A 25,407-nucleotide genomic window follows, 5' to 3' on the forward strand; every position below is an offset into this window, starting at 1 on the left:
GCGGCGCTGCTCGCCAGCCGCTCGCCAGGAGAACTTCAATGTTCCAACTCATGCGCCGGGGGCGTCGGTCGTTCGCCTCCACACTCGCACTTTCGGTCTCCGCGCTTTCAGTCCTGGCGCTTTCGGCGCTGGCCTCGCCAGTTCTTGCCGCGGGCAAGACCATCAGCGCCGTCATGCATTCGGATCTGCGAATCCTCGATCCGATCTTCACCAGCGCCTATATCGCTCGTGATCATGGCTACATGGTCTACGACACGCTGATCGCGACGGATTCGAACTTCAAGATCCAGCCGCAGATGGCGGATTGGAAGATTTCCGACGACAAGCTGACCTACACCTTCACGCTGCGCGATGGTCTGAAGTGGCATGATGGTACGCCGGTCACCGCGGAGGATTGCGTTGCCTCGCTCAAGCGCTGGGCCGCGGTCGATAGCATGGGGCAGCAGATGATGCTGTTCACGGCGAGCATCGAGGCGACCGACCCCAAGACCATCACGCTGAAGCTGAAGGAGCCGTACGCGCTCGTGCTGGAATCGATCGGCAAGCCGTCCTCGCGGGTCGCTTTCATGATGCCGAAGCGTCTTGCCGAGACGCCGGTGGACAAGCAAATCCCCGAGCAGATCGGCTCCGGCCCCTTCAAATTCGTGCAGAATGAATTCCAGCCCGGGGTAAAGTCGGTCTACGTCAAGAACACCGACTACGTGCCGCGCAACGAGCCGGCGAGCTGGACTGCCGGCGGCAAGGTGGTGAAGGTCGACCGGGTCGAATGGATTACGATGCCGGACGCGCAGACGGCGTTGAACGCGCTGCAGTCGGGCGACATCGATTTCATGGAAATTCCCGCCATCGAAATGTTGCCCACCATTGAAGCCGACAAGGAGCTCAAGCTCGAGATCCTGAACAAGTTTGGATTCCAGACAGGCGCACGGATGAACTTCCTCCATCCGCCATTCGACAACGTCAAGGTCCGCCGCGCAGCCCTCCTGGCGGTCAACCAGAAGGACGTGCTCGATGCGCTGATCGGCAATCCCAAGTACTACAAGACTTGCGCCGCGATCTTCATCTGCGACACACCGTTTGCGACAGAGATTGGCGGTGAGACCCTTGCGAAGGGCGGCGACATGGCTGCGGCCAAGAAGGCGCTCGCCGAGTCCGGCTACGACGGGACACCCGTCGTGCTTATGGCGCCGGGCGACGTGCTGACGCTGAAGGCTCAGCCGATCGTGGTGGCCCAGCAACTGCGCGAAGCCGGCTTCAAGGTCGATCTGCAGGCGACCGACTGGCAGACGGTGGTGAGCCGGCGCGCCAGCCAGAAGCCCCCGAAGGAGGGCGGCTGGAACATGTTCATCACGAACTGGGTCAGTGCCGACGTGTCCAACCCGATCTCCAACATCGCTGTCGGCGGCCTGGGCAAGAAGGGCGGTTGGTTCGGCTGGGCGGAGGATGCCAAGGTCGAGCAGCTCAAGGACGCCTTCGTTCGCGCGGCCTCGGCGGAGGATCAGAAGAAGATCGCGACCGAGATCCAGCAGGAGGCCTACGACCAGGTGCTCTACATGCCGCTCGGTCAGTATCAGTCGCCGAGCGCGTGGCGGAAGTCGCTGAGCGGTGTGATCGACGGCCCGGCGACCCCGGTGTTCTGGAACATCGACAAGTCGGAGTGAGGCAAGCCTGGATTGAGGCAAGCCTGGATTGAGGCAAGCCTAGATCGAGGCAAGCCTAGATCGAGAGAAGGGTGCATCCTGCACCTTTCGTCCCGTTCACCACGCGGCGCCGCTGTCATCAGTGGCGCCGTTGTCCTTTGCCGGCCCTGCTTCGGCGAAAAGGCCGGGAGCTTTTAACCCTTCCAGTTTCGAATTGTTGCTATTTGTTTCCGATCTGAAATAGATGGTTCGTCTTCGAGCATCACTTTCCCTTTCTCGATTTGAATCCCTCGATTTGATTCCCTTGCCGATCGATTTTGCATTCCAGGCGATGGCCGAACGTTCCGACCGCGCGCCGGCGCGCTGGCGGAAGCCGTTGCTGCGTTGGCTCGACGGCGTGGAGGCGGGCTGGGGCGTGCCGCTTCTCATTGCGTGCTTCGTCGCGATCTGGACGCTGTATCTGGCCGTCGCCTATGCCGGCGGCGGCCTGCATCCCGATACGCTCGAGGCCTGGACCCTGGGGCGGAATTTCGCCTGGGGCTATCACAAGCATCCGCCACTGATGGGCTGGGTTGCCGCCAGCTGGACCGCCATTTTCCCGATCAGCGACTGGTCGCTGCAATTGATGGCGATGGCGAATGCGGGGCTCGCGCTGGTCTTCGTCGATCTGGTCTCGCGGCAATTCGTCACCGGGCATAAGCGCATCCTGGTGCTGCTGCTGCTGATGCTGACGCCGGCCTATCAATTCCACGCGCAGCGCTTCAACGCCAATTCGGTCCTGCTCGCGACCTGGCCGCTCGCGACCTGGTGCTTTCTGCGTGCGTTCGAGACTCGCAACACGTTCTGGGCCGTCGCGGCGGGATGCGCCACCGCGCTGGCGATGGCCGGCAAGTATTATTCGGTCTTCCTGGTCGCGAGCTTTGCCTTTGCCGCGCTGGCGCATCCGGCGCGACGCGCCTATTTCACCTCCGCTTCGCCCTGGATCTCGGTCGTCACCGGGCTCGCGGTGCTGTCGCCGCACCTCTACTGGCTCGCAACCACGGGCGCGTCGACCTTCAGCTATGCGCTGGTCCACGCCAACGGCAATACCATCGGCTCGCTCGGCGAGGCGAAGAACTTCGTGCTGGGACTGGGGGCGGCGATCGGCGTCTCGGCTGTCCTCTGGGTGTTCATTGCGGGGGCGCGCCTCAGGCAGCTTCCGGCCGACTTCGCCGCGATGAGCCCGGGCCTGCGGCTTCTGTTCTACGTTGCCATCGGCACGATCGTGCTGCCGGTCCTGACGTCGCTCGCGATGGGCACCGATCTGCCGTCGCTATGGGCCTTGCAGGGGCTGTTCCTGTTCGTCGTGCTCATCGTGTGCGGCGCGCGCTACCCGGTCGAGCGCTTCTACACCGTCAACGTCACCGTAATCGCGGCTGGAGTCGCGCTCGCCGCCGTCCTGGTCGCAGCGCCGATCCACGCCGTCTACCGCAACATCCACGGCTACGAGGAGGGGCGGAATTTCTACGGGCTGGCCGCGAACGAGCTCACGCGACAATGGCGCGAATTGACCGGCGAGCCGCTCGGCGCCGTCAGTGGCGACGATTCACTCGCTTTCGCCACGGCCTTCTACAGTCCGGATCATCCGCATTATGCGCGACCGTTCGAGTACCAATACAGATGGGGGGTGCCGCGCAAGACCACGCTCGAGCGTGGCTGGGCTGCGCTCTGCTTCCTCGACCAGGATGATTGCGGCCGATGGATGGAAGGGGTGTCCTCGCGCGCTGGCAATTATGTCAGGCGGCAGTTCACCGTGCAGGCATCGCTGTGGGGACGGCCCGGCGTGACGCGGGATGTGGTCGTGCTGATGGTGCCGCCGCGTGCGAGCGATGGCGCATGGCCCGAAAGCGCCGCGCAGGATTTCAGCGCGAGCAAGCGCGGTCCGGAGTAACGCGTCTCTCAGCAGTGGCTGTCGCGCAGGCGCTCGAGCCCTTCGCTTGCGAAGGGCGCGGTGAACGCGGCTTGCGCGGGGCGCGGCTCCGAACGTTCCGTTTCGGTCCGTTCAGAGGCGTGTTGATCTTCGCGACGTTCCGGTTCCATTGAGGCGGCCTCTCGAATTGCTGCAAGACAACATCGAGAAGCCTGCGAGGTTCCTCACACGATGGGGCGATGATGCGGCTTGAACAGCCGTCCCTTCTCCACCACCAGCACGATCGCGAGCGCTGCGAGCGTCGACAGGAAGAAGCCTGTCGAGAACGGCAGCAGCGTGCCGTCAAAGCTCTGGCCGATGGCGGTGCCGACGGCGATGCCGATCAGGGTCGTGATCGAGCCGTAGAGCGAGGAGGCGGTGCCGGCGATGTGGCCCTGCGGCTCCATTGCAAGCGCGGTGAAATTCGCAACCATCATGCCGAACGAGAACATCATCAGCGCCGACAGCGCCATGAACAAGGCGAGCGGCAGCATGCCGAGCGTTTCCGTCAGCAGCATCACGCCGGCCACGACGGTGTAGAGCGTGAGCGCGCCGTGCGAGATCACCCGCATGCCGAGCCGTCCGACCAGTTTTGCGTTGAGGAAGCCGGCAACGGCGGTGCCGGCCGCAATCGCGGCAAAGGCGAGCGGGAAGTAATGGCCGAGATGATAGATGCCGGTGAAGACCTGCTGCGCGGAAAACACGTAGGCGAACAGCGCACCCATGACGCTGCCGGCCGCGAGGGCATAACCGATGGTCTGGCGGTTGGTCACGGTCTGCCAATAAGCCGCGAGCACGTCGGCCGGCGCCAGCGACCTGCGCTCGGATTCAGGCAAAGTCTCCGGCAGCCGCCACACGCTCCAGGCCAGCGCGAGCAGGCCGTAGAGCATCAGCACGACGAAGATGCCGCGCCATTGCGTCACCAGCAGCACCGCCTGTCCGAACGACGGCGCGATCACGGGCACGGCGATGAAGATCATCATCGCCAGCGACATCACGCTCGCCATGCGGCGGCCGACATAGCAGTCGCGGACGATCGAGGTCGCGATGACGCGCGTCGCCGAGGTGCCGAAGCCTTGCAGTGCGCGCGCCAGCAGCAGCGTCTCGAACGAGGGCGCGGCGACCGCGAGCACGCTCGCGACCGCATAAACCGCCATGCCACCGAGCAGCACCGGCCGCCGTCCGAACCGGTCGGACAGCGGGCCCATGATGAACTGGCCGGCGCCGAAGCCGATCAGGAAGGTCGACAGCACGAGCTGGAGATGGTTGGCGACGGGAATGTTGAAGGCTGCCCCGATATTGGGCAGCGCCGGCAGCATCATGTCCATGGCGAGCGGATTCAGCGCCATGATGGACGCGATCACGATGACGAATTCGGGGAAACCCATCGGACGGTGTCCGGCGGACACCCAATCGTCGGCATTGACGTCGGACAAGAAGCTCACCTCTGATTTCAGAGGCCATATCTAGCGTCCATGCTGCGATGCACAACCCATGTTTTGGGATGGCTGGCAGGCGGGGTGGAGAACGGACAACAATCGGTGAAGGAGGCGGTGGGCCCGTGATCGCGGCTCGATGGAAACCAGGCATTCACCATACGGCCGTTGCCCTTGGCTGCCGAGATGAAACGGAAACGCATCCTGTCCATTGTGCGGCGGTTGCGCCGCGTTGGCGGCACCAGGTCCGCGCAAACAAGGTATCCGCTTGTGTCCGACGTCTCAGGTACAGCTCGATGGTGGGGGCCGTCGGCCGATTTCGGCGCGACGCGAAACACCTGGCTTGCCTGCCTGATCGCGCTTGTGGCGCTGCTGGTGCTCGGCAATCTCGCCAACGACACTGCGCTCGATGTGCGATATGGCTGGGACGTTCGCGTCAATTGCGCCGCGGTCGATGCGCATGTCGACGGGCTCGATCCTTATTTCGTGAAGAATCTGAAGGGCACCAAGCTCTCTTATCCCTATCTGCCGGTGACGCTCGATGCCTTCCGTCCGCTGTGTGCGGGCGGCTTTCTGGTCGGCCACCACAGAGCCGTCTTTCTCGTCCTCGCCGGGCTGTGCGGCCTGCTGTTGCCCGGTCTCGGCCGGCCGCGCAATCTGCGCGACGTCGCGCTCCGCGCGCTCTGCGCGTTCGGCGCCTTCGTCGGCTTCGAGTGGGTGCTGGCCTCGGGCAATTTTGCCATCCTGAGCGGCGTGCTGACCGCCGCCGCGCTTGCGCTGCTGCTTCGCCCCGAAGGACCTGACGCGCCGCGTGTCGCGGGGGCCGCGTTGCTCGGTCTCGTGATGTCGTTCAAGCTGGTGTTCTGCCCGGTGCTCGCTGCGCTCTATCTGCTGCCGCTGCCGCGCCGGAAAAAACTCGCCCTGCTGATGGTCGCGGGCGTCAGCTTCGTGCTCCCGATCCTGATCTCGGTCGTGTTCTATCCAGACCTATTCCGGAGCTGGTTGCTCGCGCTCAGCGGAGGCATCCCCGATCAGCATTCGGTCCAGATCGAGGAGACCAATCCGTCGCTGCTGCTGCTGGCGCAAAGCGTCGTGGACCACCTCAAGCTTCCCGACAGCAAGCCGATCGTGTTCGCGATCTATGCGCTGTCGGCGTGTGCCTTCGTGCTGGTGCCGCTCGGCCGGTCGCTGCTGCGCCGGATCGGCACCGGCGAGGGATCGTTGCTGGCGCGCCTCGACCGCTGGCTGATCGATCATCCGCAGGCGGCGATGCGCGTCACCGTGCTCGCGATGTGCGGCCTCTATCTCTGCTCGCCGCGCCTGAAGGAATACGCCTTCCTCGAGCTCGCGGTCTACGCCGCCGTCCTCATCGTCGATCTTCCGGCCGCAGCCCTCGCAGTCGTCCTGACCATCGGCGTCGCCGTGCCCACGCTCGTCTCGCTCACGGGGATGATGATCGAGGGCAGCTTCGTCCAGATCGCAGTCGCACTGGTGTGCTTCTGGGTGATGTTGCGGGCGCAGTTCACCCCGTCGGCTCAGGTGGTGCGGGCAGCCGGGGTCGAACCGGCACAGCGCTTGCGCACCGAGGGATTTTAAGTCCCTTGCGTCTACCAATTCCGCCATGCCCGCTTGATCCAACGAGATCAAACACTTAAACCGCCTGTCCGGCCGTCTGGAATTGGCGTCTCGTGGCCGGGCAGGGGTTCTTCCTTAAGCGAGCCGGCGGCACAAGGCAAAGCCTCAATCCGGACATCTGGCCCTGCTTTAGGCATTCTCAATTCACGGGGACTATTCATCCGGCATGGCTGTTTCGCTTTCCTCCTCCCTGCGCGCGTGCTCTGCGGCTGCCGCGCTGCTCGCGGCCGGTGTCGCGCTGTCCGGCTGCGCCGGCATGAGCGAGACGGTCGCTCCGGCCTTTGCCGATCCGGCCAAGTACGAATTGTATGACTGCAAGCAGCTCGAGGGCGAGCGCAAGTCGCTCGCCAACCGCACCGCGGAGTTGCAGAAGCTGATGGACAAGGCGGAGACGGGGGCCGGCGGCGCTGTCGTGTCCGAGCTCGCCTATCGCAACGACTATGTCGCGGTGCGCGGTTCGGCGCAGCTGGCCGAAGACGCCTGGCGCCGCAACAAGTGCCGGGACACGCCGCCCAATGCACCGCCGCAGGCCACCGCGCCACAGCGGCCGGACATCAAGCCCGCGCCGAAGCGCTAGGGCCGCCAGCCGTAGATCCAGTCCTGCCGCGCCAGCATCCGGTCCGGCCCGAGCGCGCGAATCGCAAGATCCCGCGCGAGCGCGAGCGATCCGCCCAGATGATAGATGCGGCCCTGCTGCCGCGCGGTCCGCTGCACCCGCCTGACACGGGCCTGACGCGCGCGGCCATATTGCTTGAGCGCGGCAGCCACGCCGGCCGCGCTTTCGGCGGCCTCGAGGCTCAAATGCCGCGCCAGCACGGCGGCATCCTCGATCGCCATGCCGGCGCCCTGCGCGGCGAACGGCAGCATCGCATGCACGGCATCGCCGAGCAGCGCCACCGTCCCCTTGCTCCAGGGGCAGCCGTCGGGCACGCCGAACAGCGCCCATTTGCGCCAGCTGTCGACGGTCGCGAGCATCATCCGCGCCGTCGGCGGCCAGCGCGGCGCGGCGAAGGCGTTCATCACCTCGAAGGGATCGCCGGGCGTGCTCCAGCCCGGCCTGTTCCAGGTGCCCGGCAGCACCGCAACCACGTTGATCTGGCGCCCGCCCGCAATCGGATAGGCGACGAGATGGGCGTTTGATCCCATCCAGAGCTGCACCCGCCGCGCGGTGTAATCCTTCGGCAGCTGGGTGGCATCGAGCGTGCCGCGCCAGGCGATCAGCCCGGAGAAGCGCGGCTGCACCTCGGGAAACAGTTGCTGGCGTACCGTCGACCAGATGCCGTCGGCGCCAATCAGCGCGCTGGCGAGATCGCTGCGGCGGATCGTGCCGCTGCGGTGGACGACCGTCAGCCCCTTGGCGTGGGGCGCGACATCCTCGTAGGTCGCGCCCAGCTTCAGGTCGATGTCGGGATGGTCGGCAACGGCGCCGGCGAGCGCGGCTTGCAGGTCGGCGCGGTGCACCACCCAATAGGGGGCGCCGGCGCGGTGTGATGCGGCTTCACCGAGCGGCATGCGTAACAATTCGCCGCCGGCGCGCGCGCTCATGATCGAGACCGCCTCGGGAACCACGGCGCGCAGCTTGAGCCGCTCGGCGAGGCCGAGCTCGACCAGCACACGGCTCGCATTGGGCGAGAGTTGCAGGCCGGCGCCGATCTCCTCGAGCCGCTCGGCCTTTTCCAGCACGACGATGCGGAAGCCGCGGGCGGCCAGCGCGAGCGCCGCCGTCAATCCTCCGATTCCGGCCCCAGTGATGACAATCGTTCGGGAGAGCGCCACCCCTGACCGAGCGTGCCGGTCAGGCCACCTTGTCCTTCAGCACGCATTCCGGCGGACGGGCCTCGCCGGCCTTCAGGTCGGCGGCGAAGCGGTACAGCGTCGAGCAGTACGGGCAGATGATCTCGTTGTCGTTGCCGAGGTCGAGGAAGACGTGCGGATGATCGAACGGAGGGTTGGCGCCCACGCACATGAACTCTTGCGAGCCGATCTCGATGACGGGGACACCGGCATCGTTATGGAAGTGCGGGACGACATGGTCGGACATCGTAACTCATCCTGGGGTGGCAATGGCGGCAGACACAATCAAATACTGACGCGGCATCTTTGAGGCGCCGCGGACCATACTGGCGGGTGCAGATGATTGCTAGTCCAGTGGAACCGAAAGGTTCGCAATTGCCCCATGCTCATTTGCTCATGCAAATTCGACACAATCTTGCGGCCTGAGAGAAGCCCTTCTTTCGTCGGGGACGTTGTGTCGCAATTTTGGCATACTATGTCTTTGGACGAGTGCAATTGCGGCAAAACACGAACCATCAAACGCAACTGATCTTAGGACCGTCCAGGCTCTTGGCATGAAGTGGCTGCGAATCAGCACAGCGTTGACCGGGATCGCTGCATGCAGCCTTGTGCTCGCGCAGGTGGCGCCGCATGCGCGCGAGGCCGGCGCGATTTTCGCGGCCCAGGATGATCCGGCAGCCTTGTCCGAGCTGAAGCTCGATGCGGTCCTCGCGCAGAACGGTCACCTGGTTCAGGACAATATTGAAGCTGCTCTTGCGGCCGGCGATGCCGATCTCGCTGACAGCTTCGTCGCCCTCGCGCGTGACCGCAACATCGCGCTGCCCGACGAGCTGCTCAGCCGAGTCAACGACGCGGTCAAGGAGGAGGGCTCCTCCTCGCATTTCGCAAAACGCTTCGCCACCGGCCTCGTCACCGGCAGCGCCGACGACGTCGCGAGCCTGTCCGGGACGGTCGCCGGCGATCTCTTCGTGATCGGCGACGTCAGGGACGTCGTGCGCGAGGGCAAGCATCTCGCCATGGGCGAGGACACCGATCGCCTGGTGCTGGGCCTCGCAGCCGCGGGCCTCGCCGTGACGGCTGTGACCTATGTGTCGGTTGGCGGTGCTGCGCCGGTGCGCGCCGGGCTGACGCTGGTCAAGGACGCGCGCAAGGTCGGGCGGCTCGGCGAGGGTCTCGCCGCATGGGCCGGCCGATCCGCGCGCGAGGTGGTCGACACGCCGATGCTCCAGAACGCGGTTGCCTCCGGCTCGGTGCTGCGGCCGGGCGAGACCGTGAACGCGATCAAGGCCGCGTTCCGCGTCGAGAAGGCCGGCGCGCTGGTCCGGCTCGGCAAGGACGTCACGCGCGTGGCCGAGAAGACCGGCACGCGCGGCGCGATGGACAGCTTGCGTATCGCCGAAGGTCCCAAGGACGTCGCGCGCGCGGCGCGCCTTGCGGAGGCGCAAGGCAGCAAGACCCGCGCGATCATGAAATTGCTCGGCCGCGGTGCGCTGCTGCTGATCGGCGGCGCGTTCGATCTCGCGCTCTGGCTGTTCGGCGCGGCGCTGACGCTGTTCGGCCTGCTGTCCTCGATCAAGGCGACCACCGAGCGCCTGACCCAGGCCTGGTGCGATCGCAGACGCGCGCGGCGGCTGCGCCGGGCGCAGTTGGCTGCCGAAGCCGCTCTGGCAAACACGGCCGCCACGGCCTAATATCGACTTTCCCCCACAACATCGCGGAACTGCTGATGCCGAGCTTTCACAACGGCGCCGTTGAAATTGCCTATCTCGACGAAGGCGAGGGCGATCCGATCATCCTCGTGCACGGCTTTGCCTCCAGCAAGAACGTGAACTGGGTCTATCCGACCTGGGTCTCGGAGCTGCGCAAGAATGGCCGCCGCGTCATTGCGCTGGACAATCGCGGCCATGGCGACAGCGCAAAGCTCTACGATCCCGCGCAATACTCGATCCCGACCATGGCCGGCGACGTGCTCGCGCTGATGGATCATCTCGCCATCCCGCAGGCCGACATCATGGGCTATTCGATGGGCGGGCGGATGACGGCCTGGCTCTCCCTCAACGAGCCGCAGCGCCTGCGCTCGGCGATCCTCGGCGGCATCGGCATCGGCGGCCTGATCCAGGGCACCGGGCCCGGCGAGAACGTCGCGAAGGCGCTGGAAGCGCCCTCGCTCGACGACGTCACCGATCCGGTCGGGCGCACGTTTCGTGCGTTTGCCGATCAGACCCGCTCCGACCGCAAGGCGCTCGCCGCCTGCCTGCGCGGCACCCGCGATCTCATGACCCGCGGCGAGGCCGCGCGCATCGACGTGCCGGTGCTGATCGCGGTCGGCTCGACCGACGACGTTGCAGGCTCGGCCAGCGCCCTCGGCGCGATCATCCCGGGTTCAGAGGTGCTCGACATTCCCGGCCGCGATCACATGCGTGCGGTCGGCGACAAGGTCTACAAGACCGGCGTGCTGGATTTTCTGTCACGCCGCGGCTGAGGCGACGAGGTTGTTTCAGCTATCCTGAAATGTCTCGTCGCAAGGGGCCATCCACTCCCTTCGGGGCAACCGTCCATTGCTTTACGCAGGAACCGGGTCCGCTCAGGGCGCATATAAGACTGAGCTCAAAGCCACAGCCTTATCGAGGTCAATCGGATACTTGCAATTCCGGTCCGTCCAACTGCGCACTGCCTCCGTCGGCGCGTCGCGCAGCCCGGTAACGGCCGGGCGACTGACCAATGTGCCGGTGAAACAACTTCGAAAACGCCGCCGCAGTCTCGTAGCCGACCTGGCTGGCAATCCGTGCGATCGGCTCGTCGCTGGTCTCCAGCAAGAACGCCGCCTCCGCCATCCGGCGTTCGATCACATAACGGTGCATGGACTGCCCGACGAGCCTGGTAAAGCGCGCCGAAAATGCCGAGCGGCCGAGCCCGACGCGACGGCCAAGGTCGCTCAGCGTCCAAAGCTGCTCCGGACTTTCGTGAATCAGCTTCAGCGCCGGTCCGATATGGGGATCAGAAATGGCCCCGATCCAGCCGCCCTGGCCGGGACTGAGAGATGCGATCCAGCTTCGCAGCACCTCGACGAAGAGCACTTCCGTCAGTCGTGAAAGCGCGACGCCTTGGCCGGGACGCTCGAGCGCGGACTCGCTCATCATGCGGCGCAGGATGGCTTCAAGCCAACCACGGTCCGCCGTCGGCTTCAGCAAGAGCACGGGTGGAAGCAACTCCAGCACGCTGCCAAACATCGGTCGCGACACCCTGAAATTGCCGCAGAGCATGGTCGAGAGCGGCTTTGCGCGGCTGCCGTGACGAACGAATCCGAGGCGTGGCGACGCCCGTTCGATATCAACGATGCGCAAAGGCTTGGCCCGGCGATCCGAATAAAACACATGGGGTTCACCGCGCGTCAGGACGACAAAATCGCCTCCGGTCATCTGGAATTGCTCTCCCTGTTCGAGCGCGAGGGTCGCTGAACCCTGGCTGAGATAGTGAAACAGGGCGTAGGGGCGCGCCGGCAACTCAAGATGCCAGGGATGGCCGAGCTCGAAGTGAAAGAGCAGCGTCCCGCCGAGACGAACCCGATCGAGCACCTGGGTGAGTATATCCATGCACCGAGACTAGGCCGGTGGACGATCGGACACAAGAACCGGACGATCGGTCCCTATCGTCCGAGAGGTCCGCGGAATAGGTCATGCCACGGCGGGCCGACGTGATGTGCGGCAACCATTTCGCCAACGGCAGATGGAAGAACCGCGACCTTGCTGGAAACGCCTGTCCATTCCCCCGGACTGTTTTCGTCCGACATGCAACAGGAACAACAATGCGAAATATTCTCCTCTCAGCCGCCACCGTCCTCCTGGCCGGAACGACATTGGTCGGAGCCGTCCATTCCGCCGAACTGCCCACGGGAGCAGCCCACAACATCGTGCTCGTGCACGGCGCCTTTGTGGATCAGACGAGCTGGCAGCCGGTTGCCGATATTCTCACGAAAAAAGGCTACAACGTCACGCTCGTCGAAAATCCACTCACTTCGCTCGCCGCCGACGTTGATGCGACCAAACAGGCGCTCGCGAAGCAAGACGGCAGGACCGTCCTGGTCGGCCACTCATGGGGCGGCGTGGTGATCACGCAAGCCGGCAACGATCCCAAGGTTTCGGCGCTGGTTTATGTGTCCGCCTTTGCGCCGGAGGTCGGTGAATCCCTGGCGTCGCTGGCAAAGGCCGGTCCGCCGACCGAAGGCGGCAAGGCGATCCACCCCGATGCGAAGGGTAATCTGTACATTGATCCAAAGGTGTTTCCGTCAGCCGTCGCGGCTGACCTTCCTCCGGAGATCGCCGCGCACCTGGCCAACTCGCAGCTTCCGCTGAACCACGTTGCGTTCGAAGCCCCGGTCGACGTTGCGGCCTGGCATGACAGGCCGACGTTCTACGTCATCAGCACGAAGGACAAAGTCCTCGCGCCCGAGGCCCAGAAGTCGTTCGCAGCCAGGATCCACGCTCAGACGACGGAAGTCGCCGGCAGCCATGCCTCGCTCGTCGTCCATGCCAAACAGGTCGCTGAGGTGATCGAAAAAGCTGCCCTCGCGAAGTGACGGTACCGCTCCCGGCGCTTTGGCGCCGGGAGCGCGCACGCTCCCGCTCGACCATTTTAAGCCAGGCATCTGGAGAATGACATGACCCAACTCGACATCGCGCCAGGATGCACAGCTCGCAGCTGTTACGGAGGACCAATGACAATCGCTAAAGTCGAAGTCGAGCGTTTCGGCCTTACGAGCTCGAAGCCATTCGACGCTGTCGTGGCAGCGTTCAAGTCGGCAGTCGGACAACCCGACATGGTCGAATTTTTCAAGCAGACGAGGGCGACGAATTCGTTCCAGGACCTGGAGCGCGTCGTACAAAGCGGCCTTGGCCGAACGGACCTTATGCTCTTCGCGGAATTCGACCTGGGCGACATTCTGCGTCGCGAAACGGGATCCAGGACACCCAGGATCGTACGGCTTGTGGTCGGCAATCCACTCATCATGAAAGAAATGGTCAAGCACGTGCCCGATGCTGGATCCTACGCCCCAGTCACAGTGCTCATCGATGAGCGTCCAGATGGCGTGCACGTCTCTTATGACAAGATGGAGAGCTATCTGCTGCATTATGGCAGCTCGGAAGCCCTTGCCGTCGCTCGAAACCTCGATGCGAAGGTCACAACCCTGCTAAGCGAATGTGCACGCTGAACCGTCGTGACGACACTTCGGCTCATGGACGTGGACACCTCCAATCGCGGAACGCAACAAGTGTTGTCATGACGCGAGCGAGACATTGGAACGGACATTCCAGCATGTATAGGACACTTCTTGTCACCCTCACTGCCGTGGCTCTTACCACCGTGTCTGCCGAGACTGCTCCCGCGGTCAGCACAGAGCCGCTGGATGCTGCGACGCTCAGCGCAATCAAATCGAAGTTCGGCAGGCTGATGGAATTCGCCAACAAGCATGATTTCAAGGCTCTGCATGGCATGTTCTGGCAATCGCCCTCGGCCCTGTTGGTGGCCAAGAGCGCGATCCCGTCCGAGGGAAACTGGGCCGGCTTTTGGGGTAACGAGGCGATTGATCAAAAGCTGCATGATATCGGTAGCTCCGGTCCGGTCGTACTCGAGCCTGATTATTCGAAGCTCAGGGTTGTCGGCCTGACGCGCGACGTCGCCGAGTCCTATGTGCCGATGAACATCACGGTCTCTTATGCGGGGCAAGATGGAACAGCCAGGCCGTTTCTCATGATCATCAATTGGCTTCGCGTCGGGAAGGACTGGAAGGTCGCTTCCGAAATCATTCTTCCGGTGCCGCCGGCACCGGCACAAAGAGCCAGCCGCGGAACGCCTCAATTGTTGTACGGCACTCACCGTCTCGCACTTGGGTCCGTCTTTACGCAGCCGGCCGACTAACGGTTGGTCGTGCTCATGCCACCGCCGCTTTCGTCATGAACCCGACACCCTATCCAACCCCAAAGGAAAGATAACATCATGATGGACAGACGCACTTTCTCCGCCGCCGTCCTGGCCGGTGCGGCGGCTTCGCTGGTCTCACACGTGGCATGGCCGCAACTTCAACTCCAGTGAGGGCGACGAACGTCGTGCTCGTGCACGGCTTGTTCGCCGACGGCTCGTGCTGGTCCGAGGTGATCGCACGATTGCAAGGGGCGGGGCTCAATGCCACGGCCGTACAAAACCCCCTGACGACGCTTCCCGAGGCGGTGGCTTCGGCCGAACGTGTGCTGGCGCGGCAGGATGGCCCGACGGTGCTGATGGGTCGTTCCTTCTCCGGTATGATCGTCACCGAGGCTGGCGTGCATCCGAACGTCTCCGCGCTGGTCTATGTGGCCGCGCGTGCGCCGGACGCAGGCGAGGACTACACTGCTCTGGCCAAGACCTACCCGACGCCGCCGGCGACAGCCGGTATTGTCTTCGATGGCGACGAAGGATGTCTCAGCGAAGAGGCATTTTTGCGCGATTTCGCGAGCGACCTGCCAAGCGCAAAAGCAAAAGTGCTCTACGCTGTCCAGCAGCCGTTCCAGAAGGCGCTGCTATCAGGCAAAACCGCCAACGCGGCCTGGCGATCCAAGCCCAGCTATTATGCGGTTTCGACCGAAGACCGCACCATCAATCCGGACATCGAGCGTTTCATGGCCAAGCGGATGGGCGCGAAGACCATAGAGGTGAAGGCCCGTCACCTCTCGCTGATCTCCCATCCCGACGAAATCTCGCGGCTGATCCTGAGAGCGGCGGGACAGCAAGCCTGACGAAGGCGCGTATCGTGGTCCTATTCGGTAAAGGCGATCGCTGCTCGGGCGAAACCAGGCGCGATGACGCATCATCCCGATCTCATCGCGTTTTGCTTGCGTCGCCGAGCGCACGCGCCAGCGCCATCAGCACCACGAAGGTCGCAACCCACACCATCCGGGCGCCGTAGCGGTCGTGCGGGCCGGAGATCACGCCGCAGATGAAGGCGTTGCCGAGCAAGGCCAGCGTGACGGTCGCGGCCAGCAAGGTCAGATCGTCGAGCCTTCGGTTGGCCAGCGCATGCCCGAGCAGCGCGAGCAGTCCGAACATCGAGACCAGCGCGACGGGCACGTGCAGCCAGTTGACGTATTCGAAATCGAGGCCCCAATTCTGCTGGCGCGCCGCGCGCATCGGCGCGACCTGCGCCGGGATGTAGCGCTCGATGATGCCGTAGGTGTGCGGGATCCAGACGCTGGCGCCTTCGCCGGTCGCGACATGCAGCAATTGCTGCCCCATCGCCCGCAGCGCCGCACCGGCCTGCCAGGCCGGATACTCGGCGAGCGATTGCACGACGATGGCGCCCATCTCGTCGTTGAGCCCCTCGAAGCGGCCGAGCGTGTTGAACATGCTGTGGCCCCACAAGAACTCGTCGGCGGTCGCCGGCAGCTCGTTGCGGTAGGGGCAGAGCTTGAACTTTTCGCGCGGGCAGTGGTCGTTGAGAAAGCGGGCGACGATGCCGTCCTGCATCATGCGGCCGAAGGCGACGCCGGTGCCGCCGGGCGTCCAGGCCCATTTGCCCGACAGCGCGTGGTTCGCCGAGATCAGCATCAACCCGCCGGCGACGATGGTGAGGCTCGCCTGGGCAAGTCCCGAGATCGGCAGGCGGCGTCCGAGCAGCGGTCGCATCATCCAGCCGGCGACGCAGAGCCCGAACAGCACGCCGAGCGTGGCGCTGTGGGTCGCGGCGGCAAAGGCGGTGAAGAGGAACAGCGAGACTTTCTCGACGCCCGAGATCCGGCTGCCGCCGACGATCAGGAGAAACAGCGACAGCACCGACAGTCCCGCAAAGATATCGGTGAGCAGCATGCTCGCGAGCCAGGGCAACGCCGTCGACAGCATCAGAAGCATGCTGATCGCGACGAAGCGGAACGTCTGCATCAAGCCGAGCACGCGCAGCGTCAGCTGCAGCAGCCACAGCGTCGCCAGCGACTGGACCGCGAGGTTGATCCAGAACCCGAAACCCTCGCCATAGTGCAGATAGAGGCCGAACACGGTGGAGCGGCTCGGCACCAGGTAGCCCTCGTACCAGCGCGCCAGATAGCCGCCGGTATCCCATTGCAACAGCGGATAGCCGTTCCAGAACGCCGGCGCGATCATCAGGACGGGGAGGGCGAGCGCGGCGAGCCGCAGCCAGAACGACCCCGCGGCGCGGGCGCGCAGAATATCGGTGGTGATGCTCAAATCCTCTCCCGTCCCCGCCAGACCATGACCGCAATAACGCTCAAGGCGGAATTCACCAATAGTTTGACGCTGGCCGGCTTGAATTTGGCGAAACTCTGACCACTTTGAGCCAACCTTGCCGCTTGGGGCGCCGCAATAAAGTGTTGTGATTCAATGCGTTGGTAAGCTTTCGCGGGGCAGGGCACTGTTCACTCTCAGGCAAGCCCGTCAGGACTTTGTCGCTTAGACTGTGCTATAGAGCCAACAAAATCAGCCAATTCGAAAGAGCAAATCCCATGGCAGTGCATCAGGTCAATCCGGGAGGAAAGCTCGCATCGCTCGATCCGATCTGGGAGCGGATCCGGGGCGAAGCGGAGGACATCGTCCATCGCGAGCCGGAGCTTGCGACCTTCATCTATTCGATGGTGCTGCATCACAGCCGTCTCGAGGATTCGGTGATCCACCGCCTCGCCGACCGGCTCGATCATTCCGCGCTGTCGGGCGATCTCGTCCGCCAAACCTACGACGAAGCGCTGCGCGACGATCCCGATCTCGGCAACGTCTTCCGCGCCGATCTCGTCGCCGTCTACGACCGCGATCCCGCGACCTCGCGCTTCATCGATCCCTTGCTCTACTTCAAGGGCTTTCACGCGATCCAGACCCATCGCCTCGCGCACTGGCTCTGGCTCAAGGGCCGCAAGGATTTCGCCTATTATCTCCAGAGCCGCGCGTCTGCGGTGTTCCAGACCGACATCAATCCCGCCGCGCGCATCGGCCGCGGCATCTTCCTCGATCACGCCACCGGCTTCGTCTGCGGCGAGACCGCGGTGATCGAGGACGACGTCTCGATCCTGCACGGCGTCACGCTCGGCGGCACCGGCAAGGAGAACGAGGACCGTCATCCGAAGATTCGCCACGGCGTGCTGATCGGCGCGGGCGCAAAGATCCTCGGCAACATCGAGATCGGCCATTGCGCGCGCATCGCCGCAGGCTCGGTCGTGGTGAAGCCGGTGCCGCACAACGTCACGGTCGCAGGCGTCCCCGCCAAGATCGTTGGGGAAGCCGGCTGTGCCGAGCCGTCGCGCACCATGGACCAGATGATCAACGCCATGGGGCTCTAGAGCGTTTTCGAGCGAAGTGGATACCGGTTCGCGTCAAGAAAACGCGTCGAAACAAGAATCTAGAGCCCCGGTCCGATTCCATCGGAACGGGGCTCTAGGCGCGTGAGCTAAGGGCCGGATTTTCCGGCCCTTTTCGTCCCCAAATTCTTTGATAATTCATGCTGGCGGTTCGTCGCGTCTCGCCTTAAAACCCGCCGACCAATTTCGATCGGAGACTTGCCGTGGACGTCAAAGAAGTCAGAAAGTTAGATGCGTATCTGAAGCGCGTATTCGGCAATCCCAAGATCCGCGTCGTGCCGCGGCCGAAGAAGGATGATTCCGCCGAAGTCTATATCGGCGAGGAATTCATCGGCGTGCTGTTCGTCGACGACGAGGACGATGATCGCTCGTTCCAGTTCCAGATGGCGATCCTCGAGGACGATCTCGTCGACCAGGAATAGTCGTTGCTACGCCGTCATGGCGAGCGAAGCGGAGTCTTCGTTCTGCGCGGTGTCCTCTCTCGTGTCCCGGACGCGCTGCAACGCCCTTAGCGTTGCAGTGCGGAGCCGGGACCCAGGAGCCACACGGCGCATCTGTAACATGGGCCCCGGCTCAGCAGCGCACCGTCGAAGAGACGCTGCGCTGCGTCCGGGGAACGCATCGAAGATCGAGGCGCGCTCTCTCCACATCGTCATTGCGAGCGAAGCGAAGCAATCCAGAAATTCTTCCGCTGAGGGATTCTGGATTGCGGCGTGGCGCTCGCAATGACGGCGATCAGCCCTTCCGCCCGCGCAGCGTATCTACGGATCGTTCGAGCCGATCGCGCCATGGTGACATCATGCACCTGTTTTGCCCGACGGATCAAGCCGAATTCGAAAAATACGAATCGTAGCCGACCCTGGCTACTGTGCATGGGGTTGTTTTCGACATTTTTTGTCGGAAGGCTCGCTCAGCCCTTCGGCCCGCGCAGCTGCGCCGTCAGCCGGTCCATCGCCGCCGCGACGTCGCGCCATTGCGACAGCCAGCTGCGCGGAAAGCGGAAGGTGAGGTCGGCGCCGTCGACGCGGCGCTCGGACAGGCACATGCCGGGCGTGGCTCCATCGCGGGTGCAGCGCGCGGTCAGCGGCGGGCTTGCCGCTGAATAGAAATCCTCGCTGCCATAGGGCGTGTCCCTGCGGAACGCCCGTATCGTCAGCCCGTCGTCCGGCGTCGTCGCGGCCGGGTCGAGATAGCGCGGATAGATCGTCGCCGTTCGCTGTTCGGGTGCCAGCGCATCGTGATGCGCCGCGACCGACAGGAAGATGCGGTCGATCGGCTGCATCGTCGTCTCCACCGCGTCGGCCGTGACATGCTTCGGCGTGCCCGGCGTCTCCAGCGAGGGATAGAGGAAATCGAGGTCGATGCGCTCCTGCGGGCCGGAGTGCCGCTGGATCTTCATCCGGATCGCCGATGTCGGCACGTTGAACAGCGTGCCGCCGACGCTCACCGGCAATTTGTCGGGTGCATCTGCGCCGCCCGTGCCCCAGGTCGGCCACAGCAGATAGGCGACCAGCCCGATCGCGCCGACAGTCGCTGCGCCGCCGAGCACCATCGGGACGAGATGCGCCCGTGCGTGTGTCCTGGGGGAGGCTGCCGAAAACATCGTCATGACTACGCGCATGGTCCGGAGGTCGGCCGATGGCCGACGAATCAGCGGCGAATATGCCATGCGGTGGCGACGTCGCGGAAGGTTCCCGGCTACCGGAAACGGAACAGGGCTCTGCGCGCGCCGGGTGGCGCCGTTAACCTTCGCTTAAGGATAATGTAGCGTTAACCGCCGCGATTTGTCACAGGAAGGCTCCGGCGTTGCGTAAGGGCGGACTGTTCCGATGACACCTGAAGCTCTCAACACTTTCTTCTCGATCTGCATCGGCTTCGCGCTCGCGGGCGCGCTCGCAAATGGATACCAGGCCTGGTCGCAACGGCCCGCAGGCTTCGGGCTGTTGCAGGAAGGCGTGGCTCCCAAGACGTTTGCGGCCGTGCCGTTCCTGGTGTTCGCCGCGCCCTTCATCATCATGCGCAACACGCTGCGCGGCATGCGGGTGGAAAGCCGCCGCTTCGAATTCGTGATGATGGCGACCGTCATCGCCGGCTTCTGGAGCATGATGAGCGGCACGTTCTTCCTGATGACGCTGCGCGCTGCCGGCGTCCTCACCTGACATTCGCCGTCGAGGTTTCGCGGCCCTTTGCGTCAGGGCCGCCGTTTCGCTATGGCTAGGCGAGAGGAGACCTCCATGGCAATCTACGAGCTCGACGGGCAGGCGCCCGATCTTCCCGCCGACGGCAATTACTTCATCGCGGAGACCGCGACCGTGATTGGCCGGGTGCGGCTGAAGCCGGGTGCCAGCGTCTGGTTCGGCGCGGTGCTGCGCGGCGACAATGAATGGATCGAGATCGGCGAGGGCGCCAACGTGCAGGACGGCTCGACCTGCCACACCGATCTCGGCTTTCCGCTTGTCATCGGCAAGAACTGCACCGTCGGCCACAACGTCATCCTGCACGGCTGCACGATCGAGGAGAATGCGCTCGTCGGCATGGGCTCGATCGTGATGAACGGCGCCAGGATCGGCCGCAACAGCATCGTCGGCGCCGGCTCCGTCATCACCGAGGGCAAGGAGTTTGCCGAACGCTCGCTGATCATCGGCTCGCCCGCGCGCGTGGTCCGCGCGCTCGACGACGCCCAGGTGCAGAAGATGGGCAGCGCGGCGAGGTTCTATGTCGCCAATGGTCCGCGCTTCAAGAAAGGCCTGAAGCGGATCGGCTGACGCAGGTGCCGGCGGCCGGCCGGTACCGTAAAAATACCGCCTGAAACGTTAAGTCCCCGCTAGCGCAACTGCGTCTATGGTTGAGCGTTTTCAACCAGGAGGAGCGGCGCCATGGACGCAGCGGCGCTGGGATCCGGGCTCAATGCCGGAACCAAACTCTTTAAGAAGTTTGTTCAGTTCGCGCGTGGCGCGGACACGCTGAGCGTTGCGGAGAAGGTGTACAGCATCGCCGGCTTTCTGGCGATCGTCACCACCTTCCTGCTCGTGATGTCGGTCCAGACGGTCCGATTGCAGACGACGTATCGCCACATGCACGCGACCTCTGCGGAGGCCGCGATCAACGTCGGCCGCATCAACGCACTGATCTACGCCATCGTGATGGAATCGCGCGGCATCTACATGTCCGGCGATCGTGGCGCGATGAAGCAGTTCGCCGATGGGCTGGTGCGGCGCAACCGCGAGCTCGCCGAGGCCGTGAAGGGCATGGAGCGGACCGTCGGCGACGATGACGCGGAACAGATTGCCACGTTCCGGCGGCGCATCGCGCAGTTCATCGACTTCCGCCAGGAGCTGGTGCGGCGCGGGCTCGAGATCAGCCCGGCGGCGGCGCGCGAGTGGGGCGACAATGATGCCAACCGGACGCTGCGCAGCAAGCTCAACAGCGATCTCGAGACGCTCGAGCGGATCTATCGGCAGCGGGCCAGCAATGCTGACGAGCTCGCGAACGAGAACCGTTACGCCGCAGCCTATCTGTTCATGCTCGGGCTCGTCGCGCTGGTCCTCGCAGGCCTGAACGTCGTCGTGATGCGAAGCTCGGTGGTCGGCGCGCTCGCCGAGATCACGCAGGCGACCGACCGGATCGCGGATGGCGACGTCAAGAGCCAGGTGCCGCATCTCGGCCGTCACGACGAGATCGGGCACCTTGCGCGCGCCGTGCAGCACTTCCGCGACGCCGTCGCGCGCATCTTCGAGCTGGAAGAGCTCGAGCTCGGCACCGCGCAGGCGCGCGACGCGGCGAGGACCGAGCGCGACAATTTCAACGACAAATACCAGGCCAAGAAGTGGCAGCTCTCGGCGGCGATCAACAGCATGCCGCAGGGCCTGGTCATGCTCGACGGCAAGGCCAATGTGGTCGCGATGAATGCCAACTATCGGCGGATGTACAATCTGCCCGAGACGATCCAGGCGGGATCGACGACCCTCGAGGAAATCCTTCAGCACCGGGTCAAGAGCGGGCTGTTCAACGGCGACGTCGCGAAATATGTCGCTGCGGTTCTCGACCGGATCGCCAGGCGCGAGCCGGCGGCCAACGAGGTCGCATTGAACGACGGGCGCACCATCAAGATCTACGAGCGTCCGATGGACGGCGGCGGCTGGGTATCGGTGCACGAGGACGTCACAGAGCAGCGCCAGCGCGAGCGGATTCTCGAGCGGATGGAGCGCTTCCTCGCCACCATCATCGAGAACGTCACCGAAGGCATCATCGCCAAGGATGCGCGCAACCATCGCTACGTTTTCGTCAACAAGGCGGCCGAGCAGATGATCGGCATGTCGCGCGGCGAGATTATCGGCAAGACAGCGCGGGAATTGTTCTCCGCCGAGGCGGCCGAATTGATCGAGCGGCGCGACCAGCAGCTTCTCACGCAGAAGCAGCAGCTCGAACCGATCATTGACACGATCGACAATCCCACGCGCGGACGCCGCGTCATCTCGGCCCGCCGGGTCCAGGTCGGCGGGGCCGGCGAAGAATCCCACATGTTCGTGACCATGGTCGAGGACCGGACCGAGAAGATGGTGGCAGCCGCCTAGCGCTTCGGTCACCGTCTCGTCGTCTTGGCCTTGCGGCGCGGCACGGCCTTGTTTGCCGAGCTGTCGAGTCTTGCGCTCTTGCGCAACGCATCCCTGAGATCGATGGGGATGCCGTGCTTTTTCAGCAGGTCGGCAAAGGCTTCATCCGCGAGCTCCTGAAACGTCGCCATCCTGTCGCGGCCCAGTTGTTTCAGCTTGTCGAACGTGTCCTCGTCGAACGCGATCAGTTTGCGCATGATCGTTGCTGTCTCCTTGCGTTCAAGCGGACGTGACGGGATTTGTTCCGGAACTGGTCTTCATCGCGGCGGTTGACCGGTAAAGGAGAATTCACGATGGCCGGATCGTCCGCAACCGTTTCAATCAGAACCCTGATCATCATCTTCAGCCTCGCCGCGATGCCGGCCGCAGCGTTTGCGCAAAGCGCAGGCGGCTCCGCCGGATCGACCACCGGCATCGCCAATTCCCCGGGGCCGGCCCCCGGCACCAACAGCCTCGGCACAGCGCAATCGTCCGGCGCAAATACTGCGCCTGGTGTGACGACCGGCGCCGCCTCCGGCGCGAACCGCGATGCCGACGCCACTGTCAGTGCCGAGAACCGGCTGCTCGACAAGAAGATGAAGAGCATCTGCCGCGGCTGCTGACGCTCGCGCGGAAGTGAGCCGGCGCGCCTGTTATGAGCGGCGAAGTGACATTAGCTTGCTCTTGCTTTGGTGCGTGGAGCGTTTCCACGCGGAGGGACGAGTGATGTTACGCAAGTTGATCTTGGCCGCGCTGGCCGTTGCCGCAGTCGGTCTCGCAGCGCCCCAGGCGGCGCAGGCGCGGGGCGGTTTCGGCGGAGGCGGCCATTGGGGTGGCGGAGGCGGCTGGGGTCACGGCTGGCATGGCGGCGGCTTCTGGCCTGGTGTCGCGATCGGCGCCGGCATCGCGGGCGCGGGCTATTACGGCGGGTACTATGGTTACGGCGATCCGTATTATGACGGCGCAGGCTATGACGATGGCGGCTACGGCCAGCAGTGCTACCTGGTGCGGCAGCGCGTCATGACGCAATGGGGCTGGCGTATCCGCCGCGTTCAGGTTTGCGAGTGAGCGTAAGCCGGCCAGGCCACTAAAAAACAAGGCCGTTGACGCAGTATACCGTCAACGACCTTGCCAGCCCCGGATATTGAAATCGGCTTACGCCATCCGGTGACCCCGAGCATGGCGCGGAATCATACGGACGAGTGTGATCCAGTTCACAAGTGGCGAAAATAAAAGGCAGGCGTCGCGGCCCGGTCAGCCGCGCGAGCGTTTGCGCGCGCTGGCGTGTTGGCGGCCCGGTTTCCTCCGGGTAACCGACGGCGTCTCGGTGTCGGTGGACCTCGCGCTGGCGAAGGACTGCCGCAAATTCTCGATGGACTCGTTGAGCGTGGTGACCTGTTCTGACAGGCGCTTGGTATCGGCCTGCTGCGCCGCCATGAGGCGCTTCATGGTCTGAAGCTGGTCCTGCACGACCTGGAGCTGGTCGATCGATTCCTGCTGGGTCGCCTCCAGCCCCTTGGTCTTTTCGACGAGCTGCTCGGAGGCCTGCGCGGTGCGGGCCTGGAGCTGGCGCGAGGCAACCACCCGGTCCGTCTCCGGCGTAGCGCCGGTATAGGCGCGCCAGATCGCGATCGAGGTGACGCCGGCGATCAGCAGCAGGAGGGCCGCCGCCGTCAGCGCGATCGGCTGGGCGCCAAGACGAAGGAGCGGATTGGACGGTGTGTCCTCGGCGAGATCGATCATCGCTGACAAAGCCCAAATTGAAACTTGGTGGGTGGCGAAGAGCGGCAGCGCAAGCACGCAGAACAAGGCAGCCGGGACGTCCCGAAAGTGTTACTGTTCAGCAACAATTGGGACGAAAAGGTGGCCACTCGCCGAAAAAGCGCAGCCGAAGACTTCGGCGTTTGGGGTTGGCTTGGCCAAAAAGAAACCCCGCCCACGCCGGATCCGGCGCGAGCGGGGTGTTTGAACGGGATGCCGCAATCCGCCTAGGCGCGTACGGCCTTCATCGAAGGCTGGATCGTCATGCGGTAGGCGATGAAGGCGCTGCCGTCGAAGGTCTCGACGACCTCGTCGCAGGCCGGACAGCGGTATTCGCCCTGGTTCGCCGGTGGCGTCGTCAGCTCAAGCCGCCGAAAGCCGGCCCCACACGCGGAACAGGTGACATCGTTCTTTTTCATGAAAGCCCCGTAAAAGTACTGGTGCGACTTATTAGCACGGGTTCGGGCGAAACTTGGGCGCTCTATGACAGAAACATAAAAATTGATCGTCGTGCGGCCGGCTGTCGGCCGGGCTCACGGCTGAAACGGCGCGAACGGCCCGGAATATGTCTTCGATCGAGGCGCCGCATAGGGCCCGAGCCGGGACGTCTTGAGCCCGAGCCGCACCAGCCCTTCGGCCAGCGTCACCGCGGCGGCGACGCCGTCGATCACGGGCAGGCCATGCTGCCCGGCGAGCTCGGCCGCAAGATCGGCCATGCCGGCGCAGCCGAGCACGATGGCTTCGGCATGGTCATATCGGATCGTGGCAGTGATCTCGGCGGAGATCTTGTCAAGCGCATCGGCATTGCGCTCCTCGAGCGCGAGCACCGGGACCTCGGCCGCGCGGACGCGGGCGCAGCGCTCTGCGAGGCCGTACTTCTTCAGATTGTGCTCGATCGGCACGATCGAGACGCTCAGCGTCGTGACCACGGCAAAGCGCGTTGCGATCAGGCTCGCCATGTGGAAGCCGGCTTCGCCAATGCCGATCACCGGCGCCTTTGCCGCAGCGCGCGCGGCATCGAGACCGGTGTCGTCGAAGCAGGCGATGATATGGGCGTCCGCGCCGTCCCGATCGGCCTCGCGGATGCAGCCGAGCATACCGGGCACGGCAAAAGCTTCATCGTAAAACCCCTCGATCGAGGGCGGGCCCATGGTCGGCTGCCGCGCGTCGATCACGGTGTCCGGCAGCGCAATGCTGCGCGCCGCGGCGGCGATCTTCGTCGTCATCGTAACGGTGGTGTTGGGATTGACAATGTGCAGCCGCATTGCGGTC

The 25,407-nt window shown here is 64.3% G+C and carries 27 protein-coding genes, 1 tRNA gene and 1 pseudogene; 16 read left to right on the top strand and 13 right to left on the bottom strand.

Features of this window, described 5'->3' with window-relative positions; all coding sequences use genetic code 11:
* Window positions 1–38 precede the first annotated feature (38 nt).
* Together IC761_RS13665 and IC761_RS13670 are read left to right on the top strand one after the other, a co-directional pair.
* Window positions 39–1,661, top strand: a complete 1,623-nt coding sequence (locus IC761_RS13665; protein ID WP_195803753.1) for an ABC transporter substrate-binding protein — start codon at window positions 39–41, stop codon at window positions 1,659–1,661.
* Between the two features lie 310 nt (window positions 1,662–1,971).
* Window positions 1,972–3,570 carry a glycosyltransferase family 39 protein gene (locus IC761_RS13670; protein ID WP_368367110.1) on the top strand — a complete coding sequence of 533 codons (1,599 nt, stop codon included), beginning with the start codon at window positions 1,972–1,974 and terminating at the stop codon, window positions 3,568–3,570.
* A gap of 203 nt (window positions 3,571–3,773) precedes the next feature.
* On the opposite strand, the gene IC761_RS13675 is transcribed toward IC761_RS13670, so the two are convergent.
* From IC761_RS13675 to IC761_RS13690, 4 genes are all read right to left on the bottom strand, one after another.
* A complete protein-coding gene (locus IC761_RS13675) occupies window positions 3,774–5,024 on the bottom strand; it encodes a multidrug effflux MFS transporter (protein WP_195803755.1) in 1,251 nt (416 codons plus the stop codon).
* Between the two features lie 282 nt (window positions 5,025–5,306).
* The gene (locus IC761_RS13680; RefSeq protein ID WP_195803756.1) at window positions 5,307–5,609 is read right to left on the bottom strand and encodes a hypothetical protein; all 303 of its coding nucleotides are present in this window, start codon (window positions 5,607–5,609) and stop codon (window positions 5,307–5,309) included.
* A 402-nt stretch (window positions 5,610–6,011) separates the two neighbouring features.
* Entirely contained in the window at window positions 6,012–6,281 is a 270-nt protein-coding gene (locus tag IC761_RS13685) for a hypothetical protein (RefSeq protein ID WP_195803757.1), read from the bottom strand.
* A 283-nt stretch (window positions 6,282–6,564) separates the two neighbouring features.
* Window positions 6,565–6,653 (bottom strand) — tRNA-Leu (locus IC761_RS13690).
* A gap of 172 nt (window positions 6,654–6,825) precedes the next feature.
* Between IC761_RS13690 and IC761_RS13695 the strand changes: the two genes are divergently transcribed.
* The gene (locus IC761_RS13695) at window positions 6,826–7,236 is read left to right on the top strand and encodes a twin-arginine translocation pathway signal (protein ID WP_195803758.1); all 411 of its coding nucleotides are present in this window, start codon (window positions 6,826–6,828) and stop codon (window positions 7,234–7,236) included.
* Here the strand turns inward: IC761_RS13695 and IC761_RS13700 are convergent.
* Window positions 7,233–8,435 carry an FAD-dependent monooxygenase gene (locus IC761_RS13700; RefSeq protein ID WP_195803759.1) on the bottom strand — a complete coding sequence of 401 codons (1,203 nt, stop codon included), beginning with the start codon at window positions 8,433–8,435 and terminating at the stop codon, window positions 7,233–7,235. The two genes, IC761_RS13695 and IC761_RS13700, sit on opposite strands and share 4 nt — an antisense overlap.
* Before the next feature lie 19 nt (window positions 8,436–8,454).
* Entirely contained in the window at window positions 8,455–8,700 is a 246-nt protein-coding gene (locus tag IC761_RS13705) for a zinc-finger domain-containing protein (RefSeq protein ID WP_007602543.1), read from the bottom strand.
* Window positions 8,701–9,007: 307 nt separating this feature from the next.
* On the opposite strand from IC761_RS13705, the gene IC761_RS13710 reads away from it, so the two are divergent.
* Together IC761_RS13710 and IC761_RS13715 are read left to right on the top strand one after the other, a co-directional pair.
* Window positions 9,008–10,144: a hypothetical protein gene (locus tag IC761_RS13710; protein WP_195803760.1), complete on the top strand. Its 1,137-nt coding sequence runs from the start codon at window positions 9,008–9,010 to the stop codon at window positions 10,142–10,144.
* A 35-nt stretch (window positions 10,145–10,179) separates the two neighbouring features.
* Window positions 10,180–10,935, top strand: a complete 756-nt coding sequence (locus tag IC761_RS13715; protein ID WP_195803761.1) for an alpha/beta fold hydrolase — start codon at window positions 10,180–10,182, stop codon at window positions 10,933–10,935.
* 148 nt (window positions 10,936–11,083) lie between these two features.
* Here the strand turns inward: IC761_RS13715 and IC761_RS13720 are convergent, their stop codons facing one another.
* Window positions 11,084–12,046, bottom strand: coding sequence for an AraC family transcriptional regulator (locus tag IC761_RS13720; protein WP_195803762.1), 963 nt, complete (start codon window positions 12,044–12,046; stop codon window positions 11,084–11,086).
* 212 nt (window positions 12,047–12,258) lie between these two features.
* On the opposite strand from IC761_RS13720, the gene IC761_RS13725 reads away from it, so the two are divergent.
* The 4 genes and pseudogenes from IC761_RS13725 (at window position 12,259) to IC761_RS13740 (ending at window position 15,223) form a co-directional block, all read left to right on the top strand.
* Entirely contained in the window at window positions 12,259–13,029 is a 771-nt protein-coding gene (locus tag IC761_RS13725; RefSeq protein WP_195803763.1) for an alpha/beta fold hydrolase, read from the top strand.
* A 138-nt stretch (window positions 13,030–13,167) separates the two neighbouring features.
* Complete coding sequence (locus IC761_RS13730; protein WP_195804642.1) at window positions 13,168–13,662, top strand: DUF302 domain-containing protein; 495 nt, start codon at window positions 13,168–13,170, stop codon at window positions 13,660–13,662.
* 104 nt (window positions 13,663–13,766) lie between these two features.
* Complete coding sequence (locus IC761_RS13735) at window positions 13,767–14,369, top strand: hypothetical protein (protein WP_246791510.1); 603 nt, start codon at window positions 13,767–13,769, stop codon at window positions 14,367–14,369.
* A gap of 75 nt (window positions 14,370–14,444) precedes the next feature.
* Window positions 14,445–15,223, top strand: a pseudogene (locus IC761_RS13740) (alpha/beta fold hydrolase).
* A gap of 82 nt (window positions 15,224–15,305) precedes the next feature.
* Here IC761_RS13740 and IC761_RS13745 read toward each other — a convergent pair.
* Window positions 15,306–16,664, bottom strand: a complete 1,359-nt coding sequence (locus tag IC761_RS13745; protein WP_195803764.1) for a hypothetical protein — start codon at window positions 16,662–16,664, stop codon at window positions 15,306–15,308.
* A gap of 275 nt (window positions 16,665–16,939) precedes the next feature.
* Between IC761_RS13745 and cysE the strand changes: the two genes are divergently transcribed.
* Both cysE and IC761_RS13755 read left to right on the top strand, forming a co-directional pair.
* On the top strand, window positions 16,940–17,764 hold the full coding sequence (gene cysE, locus IC761_RS13750) for a serine O-acetyltransferase (RefSeq protein ID WP_195803765.1): 825 nt from the start codon (window positions 16,940–16,942) through the stop codon (window positions 17,762–17,764).
* Between the two features lie 221 nt (window positions 17,765–17,985).
* A complete protein-coding gene (locus IC761_RS13755) occupies window positions 17,986–18,204 on the top strand; it encodes a DUF3126 family protein (protein ID WP_007602550.1) in 219 nt (72 codons plus the stop codon).
* Between the two features lie 488 nt (window positions 18,205–18,692).
* Here IC761_RS13755 and IC761_RS13760 read toward each other — a convergent pair whose 3' ends face one another.
* The gene (locus tag IC761_RS13760; protein WP_195803766.1) at window positions 18,693–19,391 is read right to left on the bottom strand and encodes a hypothetical protein; all 699 of its coding nucleotides are present in this window, start codon (window positions 19,389–19,391) and stop codon (window positions 18,693–18,695) included.
* A gap of 220 nt (window positions 19,392–19,611) precedes the next feature.
* On the opposite strand from IC761_RS13760, the gene IC761_RS13765 reads away from it, so the two are divergent.
* The 3 genes from IC761_RS13765 (at window position 19,612) to IC761_RS13775 (ending at window position 22,356) form a co-directional block, all read left to right on the top strand.
* On the top strand, window positions 19,612–19,941 hold the full coding sequence (locus tag IC761_RS13765; RefSeq protein WP_195803767.1) for a DUF6949 family protein: 330 nt from the start codon (window positions 19,612–19,614) through the stop codon (window positions 19,939–19,941).
* A gap of 75 nt (window positions 19,942–20,016) precedes the next feature.
* Window positions 20,017–20,547 (top strand): gamma carbonic anhydrase family protein, encoded by a 531-nt coding sequence (locus IC761_RS13770; RefSeq protein ID WP_195803768.1) that lies wholly within the window; start codon window positions 20,017–20,019, stop codon window positions 20,545–20,547.
* A 111-nt stretch (window positions 20,548–20,658) separates the two neighbouring features.
* Window positions 20,659–22,356: a PAS-domain containing protein gene (locus tag IC761_RS13775; protein WP_195803769.1), complete on the top strand. Its 1,698-nt coding sequence runs from the start codon at window positions 20,659–20,661 to the stop codon at window positions 22,354–22,356.
* An 8-nt stretch (window positions 22,357–22,364) separates the two neighbouring features.
* Here the strand turns inward: IC761_RS13775 and IC761_RS13780 are convergent, their stop codons facing one another.
* Window positions 22,365–22,592 (bottom strand): hypothetical protein, encoded by a 228-nt coding sequence (locus tag IC761_RS13780; protein ID WP_195803770.1) that lies wholly within the window; start codon window positions 22,590–22,592, stop codon window positions 22,365–22,367.
* A 96-nt stretch (window positions 22,593–22,688) separates the two neighbouring features.
* Between IC761_RS13780 and IC761_RS13785 the strand changes: the two genes are divergently transcribed.
* Both IC761_RS13785 and IC761_RS13790 read left to right on the top strand, forming a co-directional pair.
* On the top strand, window positions 22,689–22,997 hold the full coding sequence (locus IC761_RS13785; protein ID WP_195803771.1) for a hypothetical protein: 309 nt from the start codon (window positions 22,689–22,691) through the stop codon (window positions 22,995–22,997).
* 103 nt (window positions 22,998–23,100) lie between these two features.
* On the top strand, window positions 23,101–23,442 hold the full coding sequence (locus IC761_RS13790) for a hypothetical protein (protein ID WP_195803772.1): 342 nt from the start codon (window positions 23,101–23,103) through the stop codon (window positions 23,440–23,442).
* 186 nt (window positions 23,443–23,628) lie between these two features.
* On the opposite strand, the gene IC761_RS13795 is transcribed toward IC761_RS13790, so the two are convergent.
* From IC761_RS13795 to IC761_RS13805, 3 genes are all read right to left on the bottom strand, one after another.
* Window positions 23,629–24,117 carry a hypothetical protein gene (locus IC761_RS13795; RefSeq protein ID WP_195803773.1) on the bottom strand — a complete coding sequence of 163 codons (489 nt, stop codon included), beginning with the start codon at window positions 24,115–24,117 and terminating at the stop codon, window positions 23,629–23,631.
* A gap of 245 nt (window positions 24,118–24,362) precedes the next feature.
* Window positions 24,363–24,554, bottom strand: a complete 192-nt coding sequence (locus tag IC761_RS13800) for a hypothetical protein (RefSeq protein WP_195803774.1) — start codon at window positions 24,552–24,554, stop codon at window positions 24,363–24,365.
* Between the two features lie 114 nt (window positions 24,555–24,668).
* Window positions 24,669–25,400, bottom strand: a complete 732-nt coding sequence (locus tag IC761_RS13805; RefSeq protein ID WP_195803775.1) for an aspartate/glutamate racemase family protein — start codon at window positions 25,398–25,400, stop codon at window positions 24,669–24,671.
* Between the last annotated feature and the right edge of the window lie 7 nt (window positions 25,401–25,407).

Origin of the sequence: Bradyrhizobium commune, assembly GCF_015624505.1 — a bacterium.
Taxonomy (GTDB): Bacteria; Pseudomonadota; Alphaproteobacteria; order Rhizobiales; family Xanthobacteraceae; genus Bradyrhizobium; species Bradyrhizobium commune.